The sequence below is a fragment of the Buttiauxella sp. BIGb0471 genome, assembly GCF_024807715.1.
In the GTDB taxonomy this organism is placed as follows: domain Bacteria; phylum Pseudomonadota; class Gammaproteobacteria; order Enterobacterales; family Enterobacteriaceae; genus Buttiauxella; species Buttiauxella agrestis.
In genome coordinates this window covers 473,190-499,217 of record NZ_JANUEU010000001.1, presented here as the reverse complement: position 1 = coordinate 499,217, position 26,028 = coordinate 473,190, and the positions used below count along the sequence as shown (strand labels likewise).

Sequence of the window (26,028 nt, the reverse complement as noted above, 5' to 3'; positions counted from 1 at the left end):
TCTAATATCAGACACCGATATCGATTGTTACAGCTAACCCTATATCAGGCAAGGTTCCACAGAAGGAGAACCTGACTTTTAAGATTAGTATTAACAGCACATTTACACGCGTTTAGGATTTTCTTTATATTGACAGAAAATTAATAAGTGATACGCCGCAAGGGAATATACAGAACTATCTCATGTAATTTTAAATATAAGAAAAAGCAATTACCCTTTATTTAGCAAAATATTAATTATTTACCCTGGTTATTAAGTGGAATTAAGCGAAGCAGGCACAAGAATTCGGCATGAATGGATTATTCCCGCATCTGGCATTGCAATTTCCCCAGTGAGTATCCATCATTTCATTGTGACATTTGTCATCTTTAATGAGGTACTGACCGGCGTATGGAATGGATTGTCGACCCCTCAATCTGGGCAGGACTGGTGACTCTGGTCGTTATTGAATTGGTTCTGGGTATCGATAACCTGGTGTTTATCGCAATACTTGCCGAAAAACTTCCCCCGGCTCAGCGCGACCGTGCTCGTGTCACGGGGTTGATACTGGCGATGTTAATGCGTTTGCTGCTGCTGGCTTCTATTTCCTGGCTGGTAACGCTGACCCGTCCGCTGTTTCATCTCGGTGAACTGGCATTCAGCGCCAGGGATTTAATCATGCTGTTTGGCGGCCTGTTCTTGTTATTCAAAGCTACCGTCGAGCTAAACGAACGCCTTGAAGGTAAAGACAGCGAATCCCACACGCAGCGACGGGGCGCACGCTTCTGGCCGGTGGTCGCGCAAATCGTCGTTCTCGATGCGGTATTTTCTCTCGATTCAGTGATTACCGCTGTGGGGATGGTCGACCATTTACCCGTCATGATGGCTGCGGTGATCATCGCCATTTGCCTGATGCTGCTTGCCAGCAAAGCTCTGACGCGCTTTGTGAACAATCACCCAACCATCGTGATTTTGTGCCTGAGTTTTCTGCTGATGATTGGCTTTAGTCTGGTGGCCGACGGTTTTGGCTACCATATTCCGAAGGGCTATCTGTACGCCGCCATTGGTTTCTCGGTGATGATTGAGAGCCTGAATCAGCTCGCCATTTTCAATCGTCGTCGCTTCTTATCAGCCGACCAGTCATTGCGCCAGCGCACCGCCGAGGCTGTTTTACGTCTGCTTAACGGGAAAAAGGAAGAAGCGGAGCTGGATGCGCAAACGGCATCGTTGATTGCTGACCACTCGCAACAGGATGAAATTTTTGAGCCTCAGGAACGATTGATGATTGAACGAGTGCTCAATCTGAACCGGCGTACCGTCAGCAGCATCATGACGTCACGCCATGATGTCGAGCACGTCAAACTTGGCGATCCAGAGGAACAAACACGCGCGTTGCTGGACAAAAATCAGCATACCCGCGTGGTGATTACCGGTGAAGGCGACGAGATTTTAGGTGTGGTGCACGTCATTGATTTGCTCCAGCAGTCGTTGAAGGGCGAGCCGCTTGATCTTGAGGCATTGATTCGCCAGCCACTGATATTCCCGGAAACGCTGCCGCTGTTGGCCGCGCTGGAACAGTTTCGCAATGGGCGCACGCACTTTGCCTTTGTGGTCGATGAATTTGGTTCCGTCGAAGGTGTGGTGACATTAAGTGACGTGATGGAGACCATCGCTGGTAACTTGCCCAATGAAATCGAAGAGATTGATGCGCGCCATGATATCCAGAAAAACCCGGATGGCACCTGGACGGCCAACGGGCATATGCCGCTCGAGGATTTAATCCAGTATGTGCCGCTGCCGCTTGATGAGAAACGTAACTATCACACCATCGCCGGTTTGCTGATGGAGTTGCTGCAACATATTCCGGTTAGCGGGGAAGCAGTCCAGGTGGGGGATTTTCTGTTGCGCACGCTGCAAGTGGAAAGCCACCGGGTGCAGAAGGTGCAAATTGTGCCGCTCGAGGATGATGAAGAGATGGATTTTGAGGTGTAAAACAAAAGAGAGAACCTTTCGGTTCTCTCTGAGGGTGATGACAAACCCGTCATCCGACAATATCCGACATACATGGTGGATGAAGCCTACGGCTTATCCACCCTACAAAACAACGCTACAGATTATTTAGCAACTCTTTCACGTCTTTCGAATTTTTGCTGTCTTTGTGCTTATCCAGCCAGTCATTCAACCGACGTTTCGCTTCGCCCTGCAACTGCTTGCGCAGTGCCTGATCCACTTGCAGAGAGTAATTCAGCTTCTGCCACGGGCCGTAAACCCGAAGCGGAATAGGCGTGGTTTTCAGCACTTCAATCAGTTTGCTGTCCCCTTCCCAGCCTCCCAGCACCGTGACGTTAAACCGCGTGTCGCACTGCTGCTGAACCAGGTCGAGCGTCCCTTTGCCCGTGAGTTCCAGCATTGAAGACTTGCCCGACATATTGCCGAGCGTGAGTTGACCGTTATCAAGGCTCGCCTGCGCTGCAAAACTTTCAAGCGTGGTGACGTTGTCATAGTTTTGCTGGGCCTGCACATCGCCATTACTGCGGGCAACGGCCTGCTGAATCATTTGCTGGAAGTTCATCCCCTGCATTGTGGTATTCGACATTGTGATGTTCGCATCGCCCTGCCAGCTGCGGCGGAATGCATCAGCATTGAGTTTGTCACCGCTAAAGTCGCCATCCATCGACAGCAATCCTGTCAAAGCAATCGGATAATCAAACGCAGTGAGGATCGGCCCAATTTCGATGTCAGTGACTTTCGGATTGAAGTGTAAACTCGGCTCGTTTTTACGCGCATCCAGAACGCCGGGGAATGACATGCTGCCTTTGCCAAACTTGCCTGCCAGCTCTGAAACTTTCAGCAAACCATATTGGTTAGTCATCGCCGACTGAACATCGGTGAAGTCCAGCCCGCGCCAACGCACATTTCCCGCAGCAATTTTCACTTGTGCGCTGAAACCGCGCAGGCTCTGATAAGTGTTATCGTCTACGCCGGAGGCAATCACCGGGCGTGGCAAACTGCTTTGCTGTTGCGCCTGCTGCACGACGTTGGTGCTGGTTACGGCATTTTCAGCCACCAGAGCATCAAGATTCAGTTTACTGGAGCGCAGATCGAGCTGCCATTGAGGCTTATCTTCGAGCACTACACGCCCGTTACCTTGCAGGTCGCTATCGTTTGCCGTCAGTTGCAGCTGGCTAAATTCAAGAAGATGTTGCGGATCGGACCAACTGGCCGCGAAGGTCGCACTCCCGGCAATGCCACTGACTGGAAGGTCGGCACCGCGAAACTGGTAATCCAGTTTCGAGATATTCGCCGTGAGCTGTTGAGGGTAATTACTGGCGTCGAGGTCAGCCACCAGAGAAAAATTCAGGTCGCGCTGATCGCGGTTAATGCGGCTGCTCAGCTCAATGTGCGCCAGCTTTCTGTCATTTTGTTCCATTTGCAGATTGATATTGCGCACGGTGATTTGTTCATCGCCGTCATGCTGGAACACCAGCACACTATCGGCAACTTTTAGCTTCGCAATATCAAACGACCAGCCACGGTCTTCACCTGACGGGGTAATGCCGGTTGATGGCCCAACGGGCGCATCTTTCGGACGACGCTCTTCAGTTTGCGGAGTGAGTTGAATCACCGCACCTTTGAGCATCACCTGCTGGACTTTCAACTGATGGGATAACAGCGGAACTAAAGCCACGTCGAGGCGCATGTTGTCGGCACTGACCAATGGCTGGCTTGCCCCTGGTGCCGTCAGCGACATACGCCCTGATAAAATACTGAGCTGCGGCCAGACATGCCAACGCAGCGGGCCATCCAGATGAAGCTGATAACCGCTACGGGTTTCAACCTGGCGCACCATATATGCACGAAAATCATTGGGATTAACCAACAATACCAACGCAGAAAGGCCGGCCACCAGCACGACCAGCAATATCATCAGCGTGGTTATAAATCGTTTCATACAGCCCTCATACAGATGGGAACTCAGTCCTTATCAATACGGCTTGCAACCGCACCTTGCTGATCGCGATACTTTGCATCCTGGCGGCTGTTGTAAGGACGTGCAGCCGGGCCAGAAAGGGGTTCAAAGCTTAGCGCACCAATCATCATACCAGGACGTAAAGCCAAAGGCAGTTTACCGGAATTAAAGAACTCCAGGACGATACAACCATGCCAGCCTGGGTCGATGCGGTGAGCCGTAACGTGAACCATCAAGCCTAAACGCGCTAAAGATGAACGGCCATCTAACCAACCGACTAAATCAGCAGGAATGGTCACGGACTCAAGCGTTACCGCTAAAGCCAGTTCGCCTGGATGCAGATAGAAAGCATCGCCTTCGCGGAGAACAATTTCGTCGCTCATCACGCGCTCTAATGCTTCGCTCACTTCATCTTTAGGTCCGCTTAAGTCGATAAACGGAGCAGTATGGCCGCTGAAAGTACGGAATTTATTCCCCAGGCGCACATCAACGGTAGCACCGCTAATGCGTTCAACTGGAGGACGAGGGGTAATCGTTAAGCGCCCGTCATCAAGCCAGGCCTCTATATCGCGGTCACACAATCGCATTTCAGATGCTCCTTATCTCAAGCTCAGTTTTGTTTACCCTGCCACAGCGCGGCGCAGATAGCCACGCAACGACGGGTAAATAGCGGGATTTCATGATACCCGTCGTCTTTCACATTGCAGGTACGGTGGTTTTTACGCCTGGAGATTACTCAAAGAACTGACTGATTTTCGCCTTAAGAATATCAATGGCAATACGGTTTTTACCCCCGCGCGGCACGATGATATCGGCATACTGCTTAGAAGGTTCAATGAATTGCAAGAACATCGGGCGAACGGTTTTCTGATATTGAGCCATAACGGAATCCATGGAGCGGCCACGTTCGTTAACGTCACGCTTCATGCGGCGCATCAGGCAAATATCCAGCGGCGTATCAACAAAAATGGAGAAGTTCATCTCTTCGCGCAGACGGGCATCCGTCAACAACAAAATCCCTTCCAGAATGATGACTTTCTTCGGCATTAAATGAACCGTGTTACCCGTGCGGGTGTGTTCCACGTAGCTGTAAACCGGGAGTTCAATTGGGTTTCCGGCTTTAAGCATTTGCAGGTGTTGGAACAACAAATTGTGATCCATCGCGTTAGGATGGTCATAGTTGGTCTTAACTCGTTCTTCCATCGAAAGATGGCTTTGGTCTTTGTAGTAACTGTCTTCTGGAATGACACCAATGTGTTCATCACCAACCTGATCGCGCAGTTCGCGATACAGTGTGCTGGCAATAAGACTTTTTCCTGAAGCCGACGCACCGGCTATCCCGATGATGACGCATTGATGGGACTTGTCAGTCATGTTGTAACGAGCCTTGTTGACTTAAATGTTGAGGAAGGGGGACGCAGATGCGTCAAACGCGGCAATTATAGGGAGATCCGCCCGCTGATACCAGAGTAATGCACGTTGGCGGGTGATTTTAGCTTTCAGGGTTAATCCAGCAATGCCCTTCCAATTACAGGGACAATTATCAAGAGGTGAAAATAAGTATGTCTAATATCACTTTTTATTACCTCTTAATGTTAAATTATGACCAACCGACATAGGAAATGTAAATTGTTTGTACTAGCATAAACCGAAACTTATCTTTTTATTTGCATCCGGGCATGGCACCTGGCGGCACGCCTTAACGGATTTGCGGTAATGACCAAACAAAACACAAAAGAATTAATCGCAATGCCTTCCTTCGTACTGCCAGTGGGATTAGGGTTTCTCAGCTTTATATTTACTCTGTATTCACTCGAATTATCCCTGGTTGGAACTGTTTTAGCGCCGCTTTGGTTCCCGACATCTCTCATGATGGTAGCTTTATTCCGAAATTCACTTCGTCATTGGCCCATGGTTATTGGGGTTTGCGCTGTGGGGAGTTTATGCGCCACAGCACTATTATTTCCCCTAAACGAAATTAATTTGGGCTATACCGCCATCAATATTATTGAAGCAGTGCTTGGTGCAACATTAATGCGCCGCCTGCTGCCACAGCATAATCCTCTGCAAAATTTGCATAATTGGGTTCGGCTGGTGATGTGCAGTGCCGTCATCCCGCCGATTGTTGGCGGTATATTGGCGGTATGGTTAGCCGGATCTGATGGCGGAAGTGTTGCAAAAACTTTTTTCGTCTGGATGCTATCCGAAACCATCGGTAGCCTGGCGCTGGTGCCCACCGCGTTATTGTTTAAACCCAGTTACCTTTTACGCCATAAAAATCCAAAATTATTATTAGAAACAATATTCACTTTTGTCATTACCCTGACGTTAAGTTACCTCGCCCTGCGTTATATGCCGTGGCCATTTACCTTTATTATTGTTTTCCTGATGTGGAGCGCTATTCGCCTGCCCCGCCTCGAAGCCTTTATTGTTTTCCTCGGCACGCTGATGGTGGTCTCATTAATGATGGCTACCAACAGTCACGTCGCCATGCAACAACCCCACACAACCGTCATGAATAACGCACCGTGGCTGCCGTTCCTGATGATTCTATTGCCTGCCAATGTGATGACCATGGTGATGTATTCATTTCGCGAAGAACGAAAACACATCACCGAAAGCGAAGCACGTTTCCGTAATGCCATGGAATATTCCGCTATCGGTATGGCGCTGGTTTCGACCGACGGACAATGGTTGCAGGTCAATAAATCGCTGAGTAAATTCCTCGGTTACACCGCGGAACAACTCCGTTCGCTCACCTTCCAGCAAATCACGCACCCGGAAGATTTACACGCCGACTTGCACCAGCTCAATATGTTGGTCAGCGGCAGTATCAATAGCTATTCGATGGAAAAACGTTACTACACCAGCAAAGGTGATGTGGTGTGGGCGCTGCTGGCGGTTTCCATTGTGCGAGATATTGACGGCACGCCACTCTATTTAATCGCCCAAATCGAAGACATTAACGATCTCAAGCACACCGAATGGGTGAATAAACGCCTGATGGAGCGCATCACGCTTGCCAATGAGGCCGGCGGTATTGGTATCTGGGAATGGGATCTTGGGACTGATGTGATCAGTTGGGACAAACGTATGTTTGATCTCTATGAGGTTCCGGCGCACCTGAAACCCACCTACGCATTGTGGCTGGAGCGTATTGTCGCTGATGATGCGCCTGCGGCTGAGAAAACGGTGCGCGATGCCTTGCAGGCTCGCGTGCCATTTAAGATGGAATATCGCATTCATGTCAAAGAAGGCATTCGCCATATTCGCTCTCTCGCCAACCGCGTACTGAATAAAAATGGTGACGTCGAGCGTTTGCTGGGCATCAACATGGATATGACCGAAGTGAAACAGCTGAATGAAGCGCTGTATCAGGAAAAAGAGCGTCTGCACATTACGCTGGACTCGATTGGCGAAGCGGTGATTTGTACTGATGTGGATATGAATATCACCTTTATGAATCCGATCGCCGAAAAGTTGAGCGGCTGGCCGCAGCAGCAAGCGATTGGTCAGCATATTCTGGCAATCCTGCACATTACCTTTGGTGACAACGGCCCGGTAATGGAAAACATTCATAGCGGTGATTATTCCCGCGCGACGATTGAACACGATGTGGTTCTGCATTGCCGCAACGGTGGCAGCTACGACATTCACTACAGCATCACACCGCTGACCACACTTGATGGACAAAGTATTGGCTCGGTGCTGGTTATTCAGGACGTCACCGAATCGCGTAAAATGCTCAAACAACTGAGCTACAGCGCCTCACACGATGGGCTGACTCATCTGGCAAACCGTGTCAGCTTTGAAAACCACCTTAAACGCCTGCTGCAAAGTGCCGGAGAAAATCGTCAGCGCCACGCGTTAGTGTTTATCGACCTCGATCGCTTTAAAGCGGTGAACGATACCGCGGGTCACGCGGCGGGCGATGCGCTGTTGCGTGAGCTTTCTTCTTTAATGCTCAGTATGTTACGCACCGGCGATTTCCTCGCGCGCCTGGGCGGCGATGAGTTTGGATTGCTGCTGCCGGATTGTTCGTCTGACAATGCGCGCCATATTTCGGAACGGATTATCCAAAGCATCAATGATTACCACTTTACGTGGAACGGGCGTTTGCATCGCATTGGTGCCAGCGCCGGGATCACGCAAATTGATGCCGATAATCGCCTGGCATCCGAGGTACTTTCACAGGCAGATATCGCCTGTTATGCCTCAAAAAATGGTGGCCGTGGCCGGGTAACAGTCTTTGAATCTTCCCAGCATGACATCCGCAAAGATGGCCAAAACATCACCCTTGCCGAGCAAAAATCTATCATCAATGATAACCCGATCTTGATGATTGCCCTTGGCGTAGCACCTCCGCGCATCCCGGAGACAACCAGTTTCTATCTGCTTTCGCTGCGCTTCTGGGGCAACGACGGCGTGGTCATTGACGAGAAAACGTTCCGCACAGCCGTCACCGATGCTGAGTTGCACTGCGCGCTCGATCTGCGGATCTTCAACGAATTCTTCAGCAAGTTTTCTCAGTCCGTAACCAACAAAGGCTTTGGCGTCGCCCTTGCCCTCTCCTCTCACAGCCTGGCTTGTGACAAGGTCGTTGACGAATTGCTGGCACTGTTCGCACGAAGCGCGCTCCCAACCCGCTTGTTGCACCTGATGGTGCATTGCGAAGTACTACAGAACGACGATGAAAAAATCGAAAGAAACCTCCAAAGGCTGCATGACAGCGGCTGTCAGTTGATTCTTAGCCATGTGGGGCGTGACCTGGATATCTTTAAACGTGTTGCGCGCCAATACTTCAGTTACATCATTGTCGATGAAGAACTGATTCAGAACGTGCATTGCAACCTGATGGACGAAATGATGGTGACGATTATTCAGGGTCATGCGCAGCGCCAGACGCTGCAAACTATCGCAGGCCCGGCGGATATACCGATGGTGATGGATACGCTGTCAGGAATTGGCGTCGATCTGATATTTGGTGAAGCAGTCACTCAACCGTTGCCACTTGAGATGCTGCTCAATTCGAGTTACTTCGCTATTAACTAGCTGGAACCCAGCCGTCGCTATACCAGATATGCAACAGCGCGTAGGAGCGCCAGGGTTTCCAGCGCTCCGCATAACGGCGGATTTGCGCGGGCGTCATACCAGGGAAGCGTTGCTTAATCAGGTAATCATCGGGCAAGAAAACATCTGTGGCTTGCCAGCCCCTTAGCGCAATGTAGTTTGCCGTCCAGCGCCCAATCCCCGGATACGTCGTTAACGCTTTCACGCCCCTCTCCACATCCACAGGGCTGTGAAGCGGAAACTCACCATTCACCATGAGTTGAGCAAGATGAATAATGGCTTCGCCGCGTTTTAACGGCATTCCGAGCTGTTTTAGCTGCTCAGGTTGTAACGCGGCCAGCTTTTGGGGCGTGGGAAAAACAAACCACTCAGGATTTTCCACCAGCGGTTCGCCAAAAGCCTGCGCCAGTTTACTGGTAAGTTTCGCCGCCATCGCCACACTGACGAGCTGCCCTAAAATCGCGCGAATAGATTGCTCGAAAGTGTCCATACAACCCGGTAAGCGCAAACCGGGACGTGCCGCCGACAAATCCCCCAGGCTTTCCAGAATGGTGTGCGGCTGACATTCGAGATCCAACAGTTGCTTTACGCGGTGCAAAACCTCATCCGCAACGCCCTGCAATCCCTCGCTTAGCGTCACATTGAGTGTACAGTTGGTTTCATCAGGTTCCAGCGTGAGCAGACCCTGATGATCCCCCAAAGCAAAGCTGCGACAATACTGCTCTTCGGTAACAATCTCTATGCCGTTAACCGCACGCCCGGCAAGAAAACCAAACATCCACTTCCAGTCGTACGGCGGGTTGTAGCTCAGTTGATACATTCTGTGTTCCTGTTGCGTAGGGTTGGCATAGCATAGGCTGAGCTGTTGAATAATGCCTTGCTTTGATATTCGGTTGCCGGATGCGTCACATTCCGCTAAAGTCGCCCCCCTTCTTCACCGGCATGGGGATTTTATGCAATTTATAGGCTTCGATTATGGTACTGCAAACTGCTCTGTGGCAGTGATGCGCGATGGTGTTCCGCAAGCCCTGGAGATGGAAAACGGCTCGACGCTGCTTCCTTCAATGTTGTGCGCCCCGACGCGTGAGTCAGTCAGTGAATGGCTATATCGTCATCATGAAGTCCCGGCTACCGGCACTGAGACTCAGGCGTTGTTGCGCCGTGCAGTCTCCTTTAACCGCGATGAAGACATCGACGTTTTGCCAGGCAGTGTGCAATTCGGGCTGAGTTCCCTGCGCCAGTACATGGAAGATCCTGAAGAAGTTTACTTCGTTAAATCGCCAAAATCTTTCCTCGGTGCCACCGGTTTAAAACCGCAGCAAGTCGCCGTGTTTGAAGATTTGGTTTGCGCCATGATGCTACACATTCGCAAACAGGCACAAAGCCAGGTTGCCGAGCCCATTACCCAGGCCGTGATCGGCCGCCCGATAAACTTCCAGGGCTTAGGCGGCGATGAAGCAAACCAACAGGCGCAAGGTATCCTTGAACGCGCTGCACATCGCGCAGGTTTTAAAGACGTGGTGTTCCAGTTCGAGCCCGTCGCCGCAGGGCTTGATTTTGAAGCGACGTTAGCCGAAGAAAAACAGGTGCTGGTCGTCGATATCGGCGGCGGGACAACCGACTGTTCAGTGTTATTGATGGGGCCGCAATGGCGCGCTCGTCGCGACCGCGAACAGAGTTTGCTCGGCCACAGCGGTTGCCGCGTTGGCGGTAACGATCTCGACATTATGCTGGCGTTTAAGCAGCTTTCTCCGTTGTTGGGAATGGGCGGTCAAACCGAAAAAGGTATCGCGCTGCCGGTATTGCCGTGGTGGAATGCGGTGGCAATCAACGACGTGCCTGCGCAAAACGATTTCTACAGCAGCGCCAACGGTCGCATGCTAAACGAGTTGGTACGCGATTCGCGTGAACCCGAGAAAGTGGCATTCCTGCAAAAAGTGTGGCGTCAGCGACTCAGTTATCGCCTGGTGCGTGCTGCTGAAGAGAGCAAAATTGCGCTGTCCGACAGCAAACAAGTCGCCACTATGCTGCCGTTTATCAGCAAAGAGCTGGGTTGCGAAATTACCCAACCAGAACTGGAAATGGCGATTAGCCAGCCGCTACAACGCATCATGGAGCAAGTCACGCTTGCGTTGGAAAACAGCGCCGTGAAGCCGGATGTCATTTATCTGACCGGGGGAAGTGCGCGTTCGCCGCTGCTTAAACACGCTCTGGCACAGCAGTTACCGGGCATTCCATTAGCCGGGGGCGATGATTTCGGCTCCGTAACCGCAGGCCTCGCACGCTGGGCTGATGTGGTGTTCCGCGATTAATCAATGCGCCGTGGGGAAACTCACGGCGTTTTAAATACTGAGTTGTTTCACCCCGTCCGGGAACTCTATGTGCAGCGAAAGCTTGCCGCCCAACGCCTCGATATAGCGCTTTAGCGTCCCTAGTTTGACTTCATTACCGCGCTTTTCAATTGCAGTGACGGCGGGTTGGCTAATACCCATGACTTCGGCCAGTTGCTGCTGCGACCAGCCTTTTTGCTCCCGCATCATATGCAGACAGCATTCGAGAATCAGCTCCTGAGTTTCTTCGGCAATTCGCTTCTGGCTCTCTGGAGAGCGTCGGGCGATAAGCTCTTCTAATGTGGTGTAACCCTCGGGTAATTTTTTCATCTTATTTCTCCTGTAACCTCAACCAGTCCATAAACTCTTTGTCTGCTACATTAACCATCGTTTCGTAAAAACGCTTACTTTTCGACTTATCCCCGGCACACAACAAAATCGCATTACGCTGAAAATCAAAAATATAAAAAGCTCTGATGGGCTTACCTTGAAATTGAACTCTAAGTTCTTTCATATTGGTAAAATGCGATCCCTTTATGGTGTCCGCAAAAGGGCGAGGTAATCCAGGTCCCAAAAAATGTAACCGCACCAAACTCGCAAGCATCCTTTCCTGAAGTACATTACTTTGCTGATCAAACCACTCTTCAAACCGTTTTGTCGTCACTATCTTCCATGTCATAGCGTTGCCTCATAAACTATAGTTTATATTTAAAGTATAAACCACAGTTTATTAGCGAAGATTCAAACAGGATATCATTTAGCCGCATTCCTTCGAGGATGTACGCAAAAAACCGCCATCTAAGACTTATCCATACAGTACTTCATATTTCCTCCATTTTTCCGCCGCTCTCACTCTCTACACTAGTATCATTAGGCCGAATGGTTTCAGGAAGAGAACAAATACAACTATGAAAGGCACTTTCACCACACGTGGGTTTGCGATTGCAGCCGCCATCATTGTCGTTATCGCCGCCATTTTTTACTGGCGTCATTCGAGCACGGATAACGAAACCGCTGGTTCGCAGTCAACACAACAGCGCCCTGCTGGTTCACGGCAGGGAATGCGTGGTGCATTAGCGCCTGTCCAGGCCGCAACCGCGACCAGCGAATCCGTTCCTCGCTATCTCACCGGTCTTGGCACCATCACCGCCGCCAATACTGTCACGGTGCGTAGTCGTGTGGATGGGCAACTGCTGGCGATTCACTTCCAGGAAGGCCAACAAGTTAAAGCGGGCGATTTACTCGCAGAAATCGACCCAAGCCAGTTCAAAATTGCCTTAGCCCAAGCTCAGGGACAACTGGCAAAAGATCAGGCCACGCTTGCAAATGCGCGCCGCGATTTGGCTCGCTTTCAACAGTTGGTGAAAACCAACCTGGTTTCACGCCAGGAAATGGACGCGCAACAGGCGCTGGTCAACGAATCAATGGGCACTATTAAAGCCGACGAAGCCGCCGTCGCCAGTGCGCAGTTGCAGCTCGACTGGAGCCGGATTACCGCGCCAATTGATGGCCGCGTGGGCCTGAAACAGGTGGATGTCGGCAACCAGATTTCGAGCAGCGATACCGCCGGAATTGTCGTATTGACACAAACACACCCTATCGATTTGATTTTCACCCTGCCGGAAGGCGATATTGCGACCGTCGTGAAAGCGCAGAAAGCGGGAGCAACACTGGTTGTTGAGGCCTGGGATCGCACCAACAAGCTGAAATTAAGCAGCGGTTCATTACTGAGCCTCGATAATCAGATTGATGTCACCACCGGCACCATCAAACTCAAAGCTCGTTTTAACAATGAAGATGATGCCCTGTTCCCTAACCAGTTCGTCAACGCACGCATGCTGGTCGATACCCAGCAAAATGCAGTTGTCATTCCAACAGCTGCGCTGCAAATGGGCAACGAAGGCAACTTTGTCTGGGTGCTTAACAGCGAAGATAAAGTCAGTAAACACCTGGTGACAACCGGTATTCAGGACAGCCAAAAAGTGGTGATTACCGCCGGGCTTTCCGCCGGGGATCGAGTGGTCACTGACGGCATCGACCGTCTGACAGAAGGTGCAAAAGTTGAAGTGGTAGAAGCGCAATCAGCCACCGCCGCTTCCCCATCGAATGAAGCTGAACACCCGCAAAAACACAAACGTAACGGAGCGACTTCCTGATGCAGGTGCTACCACCAAGCGCCACGGGAGGGCCATCACGCCTGTTTATCCTGCGCCCCGTGGCGACCACATTATTAATGGTGGCTATCTTACTTGCCGGGATCATCGGCTATCGTTTCCTGCCCGTTTCTGCACTGCCAGAAGTGGATTACCCGACGATTCAGGTCGTCACGCTCTATCCAGGTGCTAGTCCGGATGTGGTGACATCAGCGATTACCGCCCCGCTTGAGCGCCAATTTGGGCAGATGTCCGGCCTGAAACAAATGTCGTCGCAAAGTGCCGGGGGTGCATCGGTAGTGACGCTGCAATTCCAGCTCTCTTTACCGCTGGATGTCGCCGAGCAGGAAGTGCAGGCCGCGATTAACGCCGCAACCAATTTACTGCCGACCGACCTGCCCAACCCGCCGGTTTATAGCAAAGTGAACCCGGCCGACCCGCCGATTATGACGCTCGCCGTGACCTCCTCCGCCATGCCGATGACGCAAGTTGAAGACATGGTAGAAACGCGTGTGGCGCAGAAAATTTCCCAGGTTTCCGGCGTCGGACTGGTCACGCTTTCCGGCGGCCAGCGCCCGGCGGTACGCGTTAAACTTAACGCCCCGGCGATTGCGGCACTTGGCCTGACCAGCGAAACGGTGCGCACCGCGATTACCAGCGCCAACGTTAACTCGGCGAAAGGCAGCCTGGATGGCCCCGAACGCGCCGTCACGCTGTCCGCCAACGACCAGATGCAGTCGGCCGATGAATATCGCAACTTGATTATCGCCTATCAAAACGGGGCACCGATTCGCCTTGGCGATGTGGCAACCGTTGAACAAGGTGCTGAAAACACGTGGCTCGGGGCCTGGGCAAACAAACAGCCCGCGATTGTAATGAACGTGCAACGCCAGCCGGGTGCCAATATCATCGACACCGCCGATGCCATTCGTGCGATGTTGCCCGCATTAACCAAAAGTTTGCCAAAGTCGGTCGAAGTAAAATTACTCAGCGACCGCACCACCAATATCCGCGCCTCGGTCAGTGACACGCAGCATGAGCTGATGCTCGCCATCGCCCTGGTGGTGATGATTATTTACCTGTTCCTGCGCAACGTTCCGGCGACCATTATCCCTGCTGTCGCGGTGCCGCTGTCACTGATTGGTACATTTGCAGTGATGGTGTTCCTCGACTTTTCGATAAACAACCTGACGCTGATGGCATTAACCATCGCCACCGGTTTTGTGGTCGACGATGCGATTGTGGTTATCGAGAACATCTCGCGTTATATCGAGAAAGGTGAGAAACCGCTCGCCGCCTCGCTCAAAGGGGCAGGAGAAATTGGCTTTACGATTATCTCGCTGACCTTCTCGCTAATAGCGGTACTGATTCCGCTGCTGTTTATGGGCGATATCGTTGGCCGCCTGTTCCGCGAATTTGCCGTCACGCTAGCCATCGCGATTCTGATTTCAGCAGTGGTGTCACTGACGCTGACACCGATGATGTGCGCGCGCATGTTAAGCCACGAATCGCTACGCAAACAGAACCGTTTTTCCCGTGCCAGCGAGCGCTTCTTTGACCGCGTCATTGCCGGTTACGGGCGCATGTTAACCCGCGTATTAAACCACCCGTGGCTCACGTTGGGTGTGGCTTTTGGCACCCTGGCACTCACCGTTGTGCTGTGGATTTTCATCCCGAAAGGCTTCTTCCCGATTCAGGATAACGGCATTATTCAGGGCACGCTGCAAGCGCCGCAGTCGGTTTCCTTTGCCAATATGGCTCAGCGCCAACAGCAGGTTGCCGACGTCATATTGAAAGATCCAGCGGTAGAAAGTCTGACTTCGTTTGTCGGCGTTGACGGCACTAACCCTTCGCTTAATAGCGCACGTTTGCAAATCAACCTCAAACCGTTAAGCGATCGTGACGACCGTATTCCGGTGGTGATTGAACGTTTGCAAAATGGCGTGGCGAAAGTCCCTGGCGTCGAACTGTATCTGCAACCGGTTCAGGACTTAACCATCGATACCACGGTGAGCCGGACGCAGTACCAGTTCACATTGCAGGCCACATCGCTCGATGAACTCAGCACCTGGGTGCCGCAGTTAACAGAAAAACTGCGCACCTTGCCGCAACTGGCAGATGTCAGCAGCGACTGGCAGGATAGAGGCCTGGTAGCCTATGTGAATGTTGACAGAGCCAGCGCCAGCCGCCTTGGCATCTCGATGTCAGATGTCGATAACGCCCTGTATAACGCATTTGGTCAGCGCCTGATTTCCACTATTTACACCCAGGCCAACCAGTACCGCGTGGTGCTTGAACACGACACCAGCACCACGCCGGGTCTGAGCGGGCTGGATAATATTCGTCTCGCCAGCACAGACGGTGGCAGCGTACCGTTAAGTGCGATTGCCAAAATCGAGCAGCGTTTTGCGCCGCTGACTATCAACCATCTTGACCAGTTCCCGTCGACGACATTCTCGTTTAACGTCACAAGCGATCACTCGCTCGAAGACGCGGTTAAAGCGATTACGGCGGCGGAAAAAGAGCTGGCGATGCCTGCGGATATCACCACCCAATTCCAGGGCAGCACCCTCGCCTTCCAGAATGCCCTGGGCAGCACTATCTGGCTTATCGTCGCCTCCGTAGTGGCGATGTATATCGTGCTCGGCGTGTTGTATGAAAGTTTTATTCACCCGATAACTATTCTTTCCACGCTGCCAACCGCAGGCGTCGGCGCACTCATGGCATTAATGCTGGCGGGAGCGGAACTGGACGTGATTGCCATCATCGGCATCATCTTGCTTATCGGTATCGTGAAGAAAAACGCCATCATGATGATCGACTTCGCGCTGGCGGCTGAACGTGAGCAAGGCATGAAACCGTATGAGGCCATTTACCAGGCCTGTTTGCTGCGTTTCCGCCCTATTCTGATGACCACGCTTGCCGCTCTTTTGGGTGCGCTGCCGCTGATGCTTTCAACCGGTGTCGGTGCTGAACTGCGCCGCCCGCTGGGGATCGGCATGGTCGGTGGTCTGCTGGTGAGCCAGGTCTTAACGCTGTTTACCACGCCGGTTATCTATCTGCTGTTTGATAACCTGTCGCATGCAGTGCGCCGCCGTTTTGGGCGGCATGACAGTGATGAGGAAGTGCTGTGAAATTCTTCGCACTGTTCATCTACCGGCCCGTCGCCACCATTTTACTGACCGCCGCCATCACATTGTGCGGCGTGCTGGGTTTCCGCCTGTTGCCTGTGGCCCCGCTGCCGCAGGTGGATTTCCCGGTGATCATGGTCAGTGCGTCACTCCCCGGTGCATCGCCTGAAACCATGGCGTCATCGGTGGCTACACCGCTGGAACGCGCACTCGGGCGCATTGCTGGCGTGAACGAGATGACCTCGTCGAGTTCACTCGGCAGCACGCGCATCATTCTGGAATTTACCTTTGATCGCGATATCAACGGAGCCGCGCGTGACGTGCAGGCGGCTATTAACGCCGCGCAAAGTCTGCTGCCCAGCGGCATGCCAAGCCGCCCAACGTATCGCAAAGCCAACCCTTCCGATGCGCCCATTATTATTCTGACGCTCACCTCCGACACGTTTTCTCAGGGGCAGCTTTATGATTTCGCCTCGACGCAACTGGCGCAGACGGTGGCGCAAATTGATGGCGTCGGTGATGTGGATGTCGGCGGCAGCTCGCTCCCGGCGGTTCGCGTCGCGCTTAACCCGCAGGCGCTGTTTAACCAGGGCGTTTCGCTGGACGCGGTTCGCAAGTCCATTAGTGATGCCAACGTACGCCGCCCGCAGGGTGCGCTGGAGGATGGCTCCCAGCGCTGGCAGTTGCAGACCAATGACGAACTTAAAACCGCCGCCGAATACCAGCCGCTGATCATTCACTACAACAACGGTGGCGCGGTGCATTTGAGTGATGTCGCCACCGTAACCGATTCCGTGCAGGACGTGCGCAACGCCGGGATGACCAACGCCAAGCCCGCGATTTTGCTGATGATTCGTAAATCCCAGGAAGCGAATATCATCGAAACGGTTGACCGCATCCGGGCGAAAATCCCTGAGCTGCGGGAAACCATTCCGGCATCAATCGATTTGCAAATTGCCCAGGACCGCTCGCCGACGATTCGCGCCTCGCTTGAAGAAGTCGAACAATCGCTGATTATCTCCGTCGCGCTGGTCATTCTGGTGGTGTTCTTGTTCCTGCGTTCTGGCCGCGCAACGCTTATCCCCGCCGTTGCCGTTCCGGTGTCGCTGATTGGCACGTTTATCGCCATGTATTTGTGCGGTTTTAGCCTGAATAACTTGTCGTTAATGGCGCTGACCATCGCCACCGGTTTTGTAGTGGATGACGCCATCGTGGTGCTGGAGAATATTTCCCGCCATCTCGAAGCGGGCGTTAAACCGTTGCAGGCCGCGTTACAAGGCGTGCGTGAAGTCGGTTTTACGGTGCTTTCCATGAGCCTGTCTTTGGTGGCTGTCTTCCTGCCATTGCTGTTAATGGGCGGATTGCCGGGGCGACTATTCAAAGAGTTTGCCGTCACGCTTTCGGTAGCGATTGGTATCTCGCTGGTGGTGTCGATTACGCTCACGCCGATGATGTGCGGCTGGTTGCTCAAAAATAAACCGCAACATACGCCAACGCGCCAGCGTGGTTTTGGCCGCTTGCTGATTGCGATGCAGCAAGGCTATGGGCGTTCGCTGAAATGGGTGCTGAACCATACAAAACTGGTCGGCGTAGTGCTGCTGGCAACCATTGCGCTGAATGTCTGGCTCTATATTGCCATTCCAAAAACCTTCTTCCCGGAACAAGACACCGGGCGGTTAATGGGCAATATCCAGGCCGACCAAAGCATTTCATTCCAGGCGATGCGCGGCAAACTTCAGGACTTTATGAAGATCATTCGTGAAGATCCGGCGGTGGAAAACGTGACCGGATTTACAGGTGGCTCGCGGGTGAACAGCGGCATGATGTTTATCTCGCTAAAACCGCTTTCCGAGCGCAAAGAAACCGCGCAGCAAGTGATTGACCGTCTGCGTAAAGCTCTGGCAAAAGAGCCGGGAGCCAGCCTGTTTTTGATGGCGGTGCAGGATATTCGTGTCGGTGGTCGCCAGGCCAACGCCAGTTATCAATACACTTTGCTTTCCGATAACCTGGCCGATTTACGCACCTGGGAGCCAAAAATTCGCCAGGCACTGGCCAAACTGCCGCAGCTTGCGGACGTGAACTCCGACAGCCAGAACAACGGCGCAGAAATGGATCTGATTTATGACCGCGAATCCATGGCGCGGCTGGGCATTAGCGTGGAAGATGCCAACGCCCTGCTCAATAACGCCTTTGGTCAGCGGCAGATTTCCACGATTTACCAGCCGCTTAACCAGTACAAAGTGGTGATGGAAGTTGACTCGCGTTATACGCAAGACATCAGCGCGCTGGATCAAATGTTTGTTATCAATAAAGAAGGCAAGGCGATCCCGCTTTCCTGGTTTGCGAAATGGCAGCCCGCAAATGCGCCGCTTTCGGTCAACCATCAGGGGCTTTCAGCCGCGTCTACCGTGTCGTTTAACCTGCCGACTGGCGTGTCGCTTTCTGAAGCCAGCGACGCCATCGACCGTACGATGACCGCGCTCGGCGTGCCTTCAACGGTACGCGGCATGTACGCCGGAACCGCGCAGGTGTTCCAGGACACCATGAAATCCCAGGTGCTGCTGATCATCGCGGCTATTGCCACGGTGTATATCGTGTTGGGGATTCTTTACGAGAGCTACGTTCACCCGCTGACGATCCTCTCCACGCTGCCTTCTGCGGGGGTGGGCGCATTGTTAGCCCTGGAAATATTTGGTGCGCCGTTTAGCTTAATCGCGCTCATTGGCATCATGCTCTTAATTGGCATTGTGAAGAAAAACGCCATCATGATGGTGGACTTCGCCATCGACGCGCAGCGCAACGGCAACCTGCAACCCGAAGAGGCTATTTTCCAGGCCTGCCTGTTGCGTTTCCGCCCAATCATGATGACCACGCTGGCGGCGCTGTTTGGCGCACTGCCGCTGGTGCTGACCAGCGGTGACGGCGCGGAGTTACGCCAACCGCTGGGGATCACCATCGTAGGTGGTCTGGTCGTCAGCCAGTTATTGACGCTGTACACCACGCCGGTGGTTTATCTGTTCTTTGACCGTTTGCGGATGCGGTTTGCGCGTAAAGCTCGTAAAGATGAGGTATTGAACCCATGACCGAATTGCCTGCCGCTGTGCGCTGGCAACTGTGGATTGTCGCCTTTGGCTTCTTCATGCAATCGCTCGACACCACCATCGTCAACACCGCCCTGCCCTCTATGGCGGCGAGCCTGGGGGAAAGCCCGCTGCATATGCACTCGGTTATCGTGTCGTATGTGTTGACGGTGGCGGTGATGTTACCCGCGAGCGGCTGGCTGGCGGACCGCGTTGGCGTGCGCAATATCTTCTTCACCGCCATTGTGCTGTTTACCCTCGGTTCACTGCTGTGCGCCCACGCGTCCACGCTGAACGAACTGGTGATGGCGCGAGTCGTGCAAGGGATCGGCGGAGCGATGATGGTGCCCGTCGGGCGCTTAACGGTGATGAAAATCGTCCCGCGCGAACAATATATGGCGGCAATGACCTTTGTGACGTTGCCGGGGCAAATCGGCCCATTGCTCGGCCCCGCGCTCGGCGGCGTGCTGGTGGAATACGCCTCGTGGCACTGGATCTTCCTGATTAATCTGCCGGTTGGCATTATCGGCGCCATCGCCACCTTGTGGCTGATGCCGAACTACACCATGCAGACGCGCAAATTCGACATGATGGGCTTTGTCTATCTGGCGTTTGGCATGGCAGCATTGACCATTGCCCTTGATGGCGCAAAAGGTTTAGGTGTTAGCCCTTCCACCGTGTGGCTGTTGGTAGGCGGCGGTGCGGCGGCAATGGCGCTCTATTTATGGCACGCCAAAGCCAACGATAATGCCCTGTTTAACCTCAATCTTTTTAAGACTCAGACGTTCTCTCTCGGGCTACTAGGCAGTTTTTGCGGCCGTATCGGCAGCGGCATGATCCCGTTTATGACGCCGGTATTCCTGCAAATCGGCCTCGGTTTTTCGCCCTTCCACGCGGGCCTGATGATGGTGCCGATGGTGCTCGGCAGTATGGGCATGAAACGCATTGTGGTGCAGGTGGTTAACCGCTTTGGCTATCGCAACGTCCTGGTTGCCACCACGCTCGGTTTAGCGGTGGTTATCCTGCTGTTTATGGCCACCGCGCTTCTAGGCTGGTATTACGCGCTGCCGGTGGTCTTGTTCTTGCTCGGCATGGTGAACTCCACGCGCTTCTCGTCAATGAACACGCTGACGCTCAAAGACTTGCCAGACGACCTCGCAAGCTCCGGCAACAGCATGCTTTCGATGGTGATGCAGCTTTCCATGAGTATTGGTGTCACCATCGCTGGGCTTCTGCTGGGCATGTACGGCCATCACCACCTGGCGGCCGATCCGGCGGTTATTCACCACGTGTTTATGTACACATATTTGAGTATCGCGCTGGTTATCGCCCTTCCCGCGCTGATTTTTGCTCGCGTCCCGAAAGACACCACTAAAAATGTCGTGATTGCGCGACGCAAAAGGAGGAGCTCATGAAGCTCTGGCGGCCTGGTATTACCGGCAAACTATTCCTCGCGATTTTCTCGACCTGCCTGCTGGTGCTGGCAATCATGCATTGGGGCGTGCGGCTCAGTTTCGAACATGGGTTTATTGATTACATCAAGCGCGGCAATGAACAGCGGCTGGAAATGTTGAGCGACGCGCTGGGCGAACAGTACGAGCAACACGGCAACTGGCAGTTTCTGCGCAATAACGATCGCTTTATGTTCAAGCTGTTGCGTTCATTCGAGCATGGCGATGTGGAAAACAACAATCTGCCGCCGCACGGCTGGCGCACCCAATTCTGGGTCGTCGATCAGGATTACAAAGTGCTGGTTGGCCCACGTGGCCCGGTGCCGACCGATGGCATGCGCCGGGCGATTAACGTCAACGGGCGTGATGCGGGCTGGGTTGTCGCCTCCCCGGTCGAGCGCCTGACGCGCAACACGGATATTAATTTCGACCGCCAACAACGGCGCACCAGCTGGATAATCGTCGGCCTGGCGACGCTGCTTGCCGCGGCTGCCACCTTCCTGCTGGCGCGTGGCCTGCTGGCTCCGGTCAAACGACTGGTCGACGGCACGCACAAACTGGCCGCCGGGGACTTCTCCACTCGCGTTGACTCCACCAGCCAGGATGAACTCGGCAAACTGGCGCAGGACTTTAACCAACTCGCCAGCACGCTTGAGAAAAATCACAATATGCGCCGCGCCTATATGGCAGATATTTCCCATGAATTGCGCACCCCGCTGGCGATTTTACGCGGCGAGCTGGAGGCGATTCAGGATGGCGTACGCAAATTCACGCCGGAATCTGTTGCATCTTTGCAGATGGAAGTGGCGACGCTCACCAAACTGGTTGATGACCTGCATCAGTTGTCGATGTCCGACGAAGGCGCGCTGGCCTATCAGAAACAGTCTTTGGATATCATCAACCTGCTGGAAATTGTCGCCGGGGCATTCCGTGAGCGTTTCAATTCGCGCGGTTTGAAAATCAGCCTGGCGCTGCCCGACAGCGTGACTATTTTCGGTGACAGCGACCGTTTAATGCAGTTATTCAATAACCTGCTGGAAAACAGCCTGCGTTACACCGACACAGGCGGCCAGTTGGTGATTTCCGGCGAAGTGGTCAATCAGCGATTTATCATGCACTTTGCCGATAGCACGCCGGGCGTGAGCGACGAGCAATTAACCATGCTGTTTGAGCGTTTTTATCGCGCTGAAGGTTCGCGCAACCGCGCCAGCGGCGGTTCTGGCCTCGGTTTGTCCATTTGCCAGAACATCGTTGCCGCCCATAACGGCAAGCTTTACGCCACGCATTCGCCTTTCGGCGGGGTTAGCATTACAGTAGAGTTACCGCTGGAGCCTGAATCGTTGAGACCTGTATGACCGAATTACCCATTGACGAAAACACACCGCGCATCTTAATTGTTGAAGACGAGCCGAAGCTCGGGCAACTGTTGATTGATTACTTACGTGCTGCGGGTTATGCCCCGGAATTGATTACCCACGGCGACAAAGTGCTGCCGTTTGTGCGCCAGACGCCGCCGGATTTAATCCTGCTTGATTTAATGCTGCCAGGCACCGACGGCCTGACGCTGTGCCGCGAAATCCGCCGCTTCTCGGAAATTCCGATTGTGATGGTGACGGCCAAAATTGAAGAAATCGACCGTCTTTTAGGGCTGGAAATTGGTGCCGATGATTACATCTGCAAACCCTACAGCCCGCGAGAAGTGGTGGCACGCGTGAAAACGATTTTGCGCCGCTGCAAACGCCAGCGTGACCCGGTGGCGGCTGACGAAATCAGCCCATTAATCATCGACGAAGGCCGTTTCCAGGCAAGCTGGCGCGACAAGCTGCTGGATTTAACGCCTGCGGAATTTCGTCTGTTGAAAACGCTGTCCCATGAACCGGGCAAAGTGTTTTCGCGAGAGCAGTTATTGAACCAGCTTTATGATGATTACCGCGTCGTCACAGACCGCACCATCGACAGCCATATCAAAAACCTGCGCCGCAAGCTCGAAGCGCTCGATGAAGAACAGTCGTTTATCCGCGCCGTTTATGGTGTGGGTTATCGCTGGGAAGCCGACGCCTGCCGTATTGCGTAAAGGTAGTTTCTGGAACCAATTAGCGCTACAATTCCCGCCCTAAAATTGTGCCTTAAACCATTCCATCTTAATCGAACCCTAAATAATTCGAGTTGGGGGAAGGCGGCAAGAGAGTGAATCCCGATGAGCTTACTCAAGTAAGTGATTCGGGTGAATGAACGCCGCCAACGCACCAGCAACTTGAAGTATGACGGGTGGAGTGGTTCTGACCTGAAATCAGACGAGAATCCCCATGTTTAAACCAGAACTCCTTTCGCCAGCCGGAACGCTGAAAAATATGCGTTACGCTTTTGCCTATGGTGCCGATGCGGTGTACGCGGGCCAGCCGCGTTACAGCCTGCGCGTGCGCAATAACGAATTCAATCACGAGAATCTCCAGCTCGGCATCAACGAAGCCCATGAGCTGGGTAAAAAATTCTACGTGGTAGTCAACATTGCCCCGCACAACGCCAAGCTGAAAACCTTTATCCGTGACCTGAAGCCGGTTATTGATATGGGGCCGGATGCGCTGATCATGTCCGATCCTGGCCTTATCATGATGGTGCGTGAAGCGTTCCCGGAAATGGATGTTCACCTGTCTGTACAGGCGAACGCTGTGAACTGGGCGACGGTGAAGTTCTGGAAACAAATGGGGCTGACGCGCGTGATTTTGTCCCGCGAGTTGTCTCTGGAAGAGATTGCTGAAGTCCGTGAGCAAGTGCCGGACATGGAACTGGAAATCTTCGTGCACGGCGCACTGTGCATGGCCTATTCTGGCCGCTGCCTGCTTTCTGGCTACATCAACAAGCGTGACCCGAACCAGGGCACTTGCACCAACGCCTGCCGTTGGGAATACAAAGTTGAAGAAGGCAAAGAAGATGATGTCGGTAATATCGTGCATCTTCATGAGCCAATTCCGGTGCAAAACATTGAACCAACTTTGGGCGCAGGCGCACCCACTGACCAGGTGTTTATGCTGGAAGAAGCCAAGCGTCCTGGCGAATACATGACGGCGTTCGAAGACGAACATGGCACCTACATCATGAACTCCAAAGACTTGCGTGCCATTGAACACGTTGAGCGCCTGACCAAAATGGGCGTCCACTCGCTGAAAATCGAAGGCCGCACCAAGTCTTATTATTACTGTGCGCGTACCGCTCAGGTCTATCGCCGCGCGATTGACGATGCCGCCGCAGGCAAACCGTTCGACCCTACTCTTTTAACCACGCTTGAAGGCCTCGCACACCGGGGTTACACCGAAGGTTTCTTGCGTCGCCATAATCATGATTCTTATCAGAATTACGATTACGGTCACTCCGTTTCGGAAACTCAGCAGTTTGTTGGCGAATTTACCGGTGAACGCCGTGGCGACCTGGCAGCGGTAAAAGTCAAAAACAAATTCTTGTTGGGTGACAGCCTGGAAATGATGACGCCGCAAGGTAACGTGACTTTCACGCTTGAAGTGCTGGAAAACACCAAGGCGCAACCGATTGACGTTGCACCGGGCGACGGTCACACCGTATGGATGCCTGTGCCGGAAGATGTCTCGCTGGATTATGCGCTGCTGATGCGCAATTTAGCCGGTCAGACCTCACGCGATCCGCATGCTAACTAGTTAATTTGGGGTATTTTTTCACGCCAGGACATTTCTTAGAAACCGATCACATACCGCTTCGCTTGTTGCGGTTATTATCGCCGGGCTGAAAAACATAACCCATAAATGCTAGCTATATCCTGATCATTCAATTTGAAGCATCATGATATATACCAAGAACCACCTCATTGGCCTGTGGAATCTCCCTTTCGCAGGCCTTCTTTTTTGCTAAACCCCGCAGACTCAGCCTGTTCTTACCCGCAAATCCCACACATAAGATACACTCAGAATTCAACTACATTTCCTGAGGTCCGCCATGGAGCAGTTTCCCGCATCACTCGTCATTCTGAACGGCAAAGGTGCCAACAATGACATCTTGCGAAGCGCCGTAAAAGTCATGCGTGACGAGGGTTACACGTTACACATCCGCGTTACCTGGGAACAAGGTGACGCGATTCGTTACGTAAAAGAAGCATCCAGTTTGGGTGTCAATACCGTCATTGCTGGCGGCGGCGACGGCACAATAAACGAAGTAGCAACCGCGCTGGCGCAACTTGATCCTGAAAACCGCCCGGTGTTGGGGATTCTCCCGCTAGGCACCGCGAATGATTTTGCCACCAGCATCGGCATTCCCCAGGAGCTGGATAAAGCATTGCAACTGGCAATAGTCGGCAAAGGCGTGCCTATTGATCTGGTACAAGTGAACGAATCCGCCTTCTTTATCAATATGGCGACCGGTGGTTTTGGCACACGTATCACTACCGAAACACCTGAAAAACTGAAAGCCGCACTCGGTGGTATCGCCTATTTCGTTCACGGATTGATTCGCCTCGACACGCTCAAACCTGACCGCTGCGAAATCCGGGGTGAAAATTTTGAATGGCAAGGCGATGCGCTGGTGATTGGTATCGGCAATGGCCGCCAGGCGGGTGGTGGGCAGGAACTTTGCCCACAGGCATTGATTAATGATGGTTTATTAGAGTTGCGTATTTTTACTGGCGAAGAGTTGCTGCCGGCAATTTTTAAAACGCTGACGCAACCAGACGACAACCCCAATATTATTGATGGGCGTTCATCCTGGTTCGAGATAACCGCCCCGCACGACATTACCTTTAACCTTGATGGCGAGCCGCTGACCAGCCAGAAATTCCGCATTGATATCCATCCCAATGCGCTGAGCTGCCGCCTGCCGCCAAACTGCCCGCTGTTAGGTTAAC

General features: G+C 52.9%; 17 protein-coding genes. 11 read left to right on the top strand and 6 right to left on the bottom strand.

Going from position 1 to position 26,028, the window contains the following annotated elements:
* Positions 1 to 390 precede the first annotated feature (390 nt).
* Positions 391 to 1,971 carry a TerC family protein gene (locus M2371_RS02255; protein WP_259266767.1) on the top strand — a complete coding sequence of 527 codons (1,581 nt, stop codon included), beginning with the start codon at positions 391 to 393 and terminating at the stop codon, positions 1,969 to 1,971.
* A gap of 115 nt (positions 1,972 to 2,086) precedes the next feature.
* Here the strand turns inward: M2371_RS02255 and asmA are convergent, their stop codons facing one another.
* The 3 genes from asmA to udk all read right to left on the bottom strand — a co-directional run bounded on the left by asmA (position 2,087) and on the right by udk (position 5,323).
* Positions 2,087 to 3,931, bottom strand: a complete 1,845-nt coding sequence (gene asmA / locus M2371_RS02250) for an outer membrane assembly protein AsmA (RefSeq protein ID WP_259266766.1) — start codon at positions 3,929 to 3,931, stop codon at positions 2,087 to 2,089.
* Positions 3,932 to 3,954: 23 nt separating this feature from the next.
* Positions 3,955 to 4,536, bottom strand: a complete 582-nt coding sequence (gene dcd / locus M2371_RS02245) for a dCTP deaminase (protein ID WP_034496664.1) — start codon at positions 4,534 to 4,536, stop codon at positions 3,955 to 3,957.
* A 145-nt stretch (positions 4,537 to 4,681) separates the two neighbouring features.
* Positions 4,682 to 5,323, bottom strand: coding sequence for a uridine kinase (gene udk, locus M2371_RS02240; RefSeq protein WP_034496665.1), 642 nt, complete (start codon positions 5,321 to 5,323; stop codon positions 4,682 to 4,684).
* Between the two features lie 342 nt (positions 5,324 to 5,665).
* On the opposite strand from udk, the gene M2371_RS02235 reads away from it, so the two are divergent.
* Complete coding sequence (locus M2371_RS02235) at positions 5,666 to 9,001, top strand: diguanylate cyclase (RefSeq protein WP_259266765.1); 3,336 nt, start codon at positions 5,666 to 5,668, stop codon at positions 8,999 to 9,001.
* Here the strand turns inward: M2371_RS02235 and alkA are convergent.
* A complete protein-coding gene (alkA, locus tag M2371_RS02230) occupies positions 8,994 to 9,839 on the bottom strand; it encodes a DNA-3-methyladenine glycosylase 2 (protein WP_259266764.1) in 846 nt (281 codons plus the stop codon). The genes M2371_RS02235 and alkA overlap by 8 nt on opposite strands.
* Positions 9,840 to 9,972: 133 nt before the next feature.
* On the opposite strand from alkA, the gene yegD reads away from it, so the two are divergent.
* Positions 9,973 to 11,331: a molecular chaperone gene (yegD, locus tag M2371_RS02225; RefSeq protein ID WP_259266763.1), complete on the top strand. Its 1,359-nt coding sequence runs from the start codon at positions 9,973 to 9,975 to the stop codon at positions 11,329 to 11,331.
* A 30-nt stretch (positions 11,332 to 11,361) separates the two neighbouring features.
* Here the strand turns inward: yegD and M2371_RS02220 are convergent, their stop codons facing one another.
* Together M2371_RS02220 and M2371_RS02215 are read right to left on the bottom strand one after the other, a co-directional pair.
* A complete protein-coding gene (locus M2371_RS02220) occupies positions 11,362 to 11,679 on the bottom strand; it encodes a helix-turn-helix domain-containing protein (protein ID WP_172893700.1) in 318 nt (105 codons plus the stop codon).
* A 1-nt stretch (position 11,680) separates the two neighbouring features.
* The gene (locus tag M2371_RS02215; protein WP_172893699.1) at positions 11,681 to 12,028 is read right to left on the bottom strand and encodes a type II toxin-antitoxin system RelE/ParE family toxin; all 348 of its coding nucleotides are present in this window, start codon (positions 12,026 to 12,028) and stop codon (positions 11,681 to 11,683) included.
* 229 nt (positions 12,029 to 12,257) lie between these two features.
* On the opposite strand from M2371_RS02215, the gene M2371_RS02210 reads away from it, so the two are divergent.
* The 8 genes from M2371_RS02210 to yegS all read left to right on the top strand — a co-directional run bounded on the left by M2371_RS02210 (position 12,258) and on the right by yegS (position 26,027).
* A complete protein-coding gene (locus M2371_RS02210) occupies positions 12,258 to 13,505 on the top strand; it encodes an MdtA/MuxA family multidrug efflux RND transporter periplasmic adaptor subunit (RefSeq protein WP_259266762.1) in 1,248 nt (415 codons plus the stop codon).
* On the top strand, positions 13,505 to 16,636 hold the full coding sequence (locus tag M2371_RS02205) for an MdtB/MuxB family multidrug efflux RND transporter permease subunit (protein WP_259266761.1): 3,132 nt from the start codon (positions 13,505 to 13,507) through the stop codon (positions 16,634 to 16,636). Before M2371_RS02210 ends, M2371_RS02205 begins: the two co-directional genes overlap by 1 nt.
* Positions 16,633 to 19,716 carry a multidrug efflux RND transporter permease subunit MdtC gene (gene mdtC, locus M2371_RS02200; RefSeq protein WP_259266760.1) on the top strand — a complete coding sequence of 1,028 codons (3,084 nt, stop codon included), beginning with the start codon at positions 16,633 to 16,635 and terminating at the stop codon, positions 19,714 to 19,716. The genes M2371_RS02205 and mdtC overlap by 4 nt, the downstream gene beginning before the upstream one ends.
* Positions 19,713 to 21,128, top strand: coding sequence for an MFS transporter (locus M2371_RS02195; RefSeq protein WP_172893696.1), 1,416 nt, complete (start codon positions 19,713 to 19,715; stop codon positions 21,126 to 21,128). Before mdtC ends, M2371_RS02195 begins: the two co-directional genes overlap by 4 nt.
* A complete protein-coding gene (gene baeS, locus M2371_RS02190) occupies positions 21,125 to 22,519 on the top strand; it encodes a two-component system sensor histidine kinase BaeS (protein WP_115627858.1) in 1,395 nt (464 codons plus the stop codon). Before M2371_RS02195 ends, baeS begins: the two co-directional genes overlap by 4 nt.
* A complete protein-coding gene (baeR, locus tag M2371_RS02185) occupies positions 22,516 to 23,238 on the top strand; it encodes a two-component system response regulator BaeR (protein ID WP_064512272.1) in 723 nt (240 codons plus the stop codon). Before baeS ends, baeR begins: the two co-directional genes overlap by 4 nt.
* A 232-nt stretch (positions 23,239 to 23,470) precedes the next feature.
* Positions 23,471 to 24,832 carry a tRNA 5-hydroxyuridine modification protein YegQ gene (gene yegQ / locus M2371_RS02180; RefSeq protein ID WP_034496690.1) on the top strand — a complete coding sequence of 454 codons (1,362 nt, stop codon included), beginning with the start codon at positions 23,471 to 23,473 and terminating at the stop codon, positions 24,830 to 24,832.
* A 295-nt stretch (positions 24,833 to 25,127) separates the two neighbouring features.
* On the top strand, positions 25,128 to 26,027 hold the full coding sequence (gene yegS / locus M2371_RS02175) for a lipid kinase YegS (RefSeq protein ID WP_259266759.1): 900 nt from the start codon (positions 25,128 to 25,130) through the stop codon (positions 26,025 to 26,027).
* The last annotated feature ends 1 nt before the right edge of the window (position 26,028 follow it).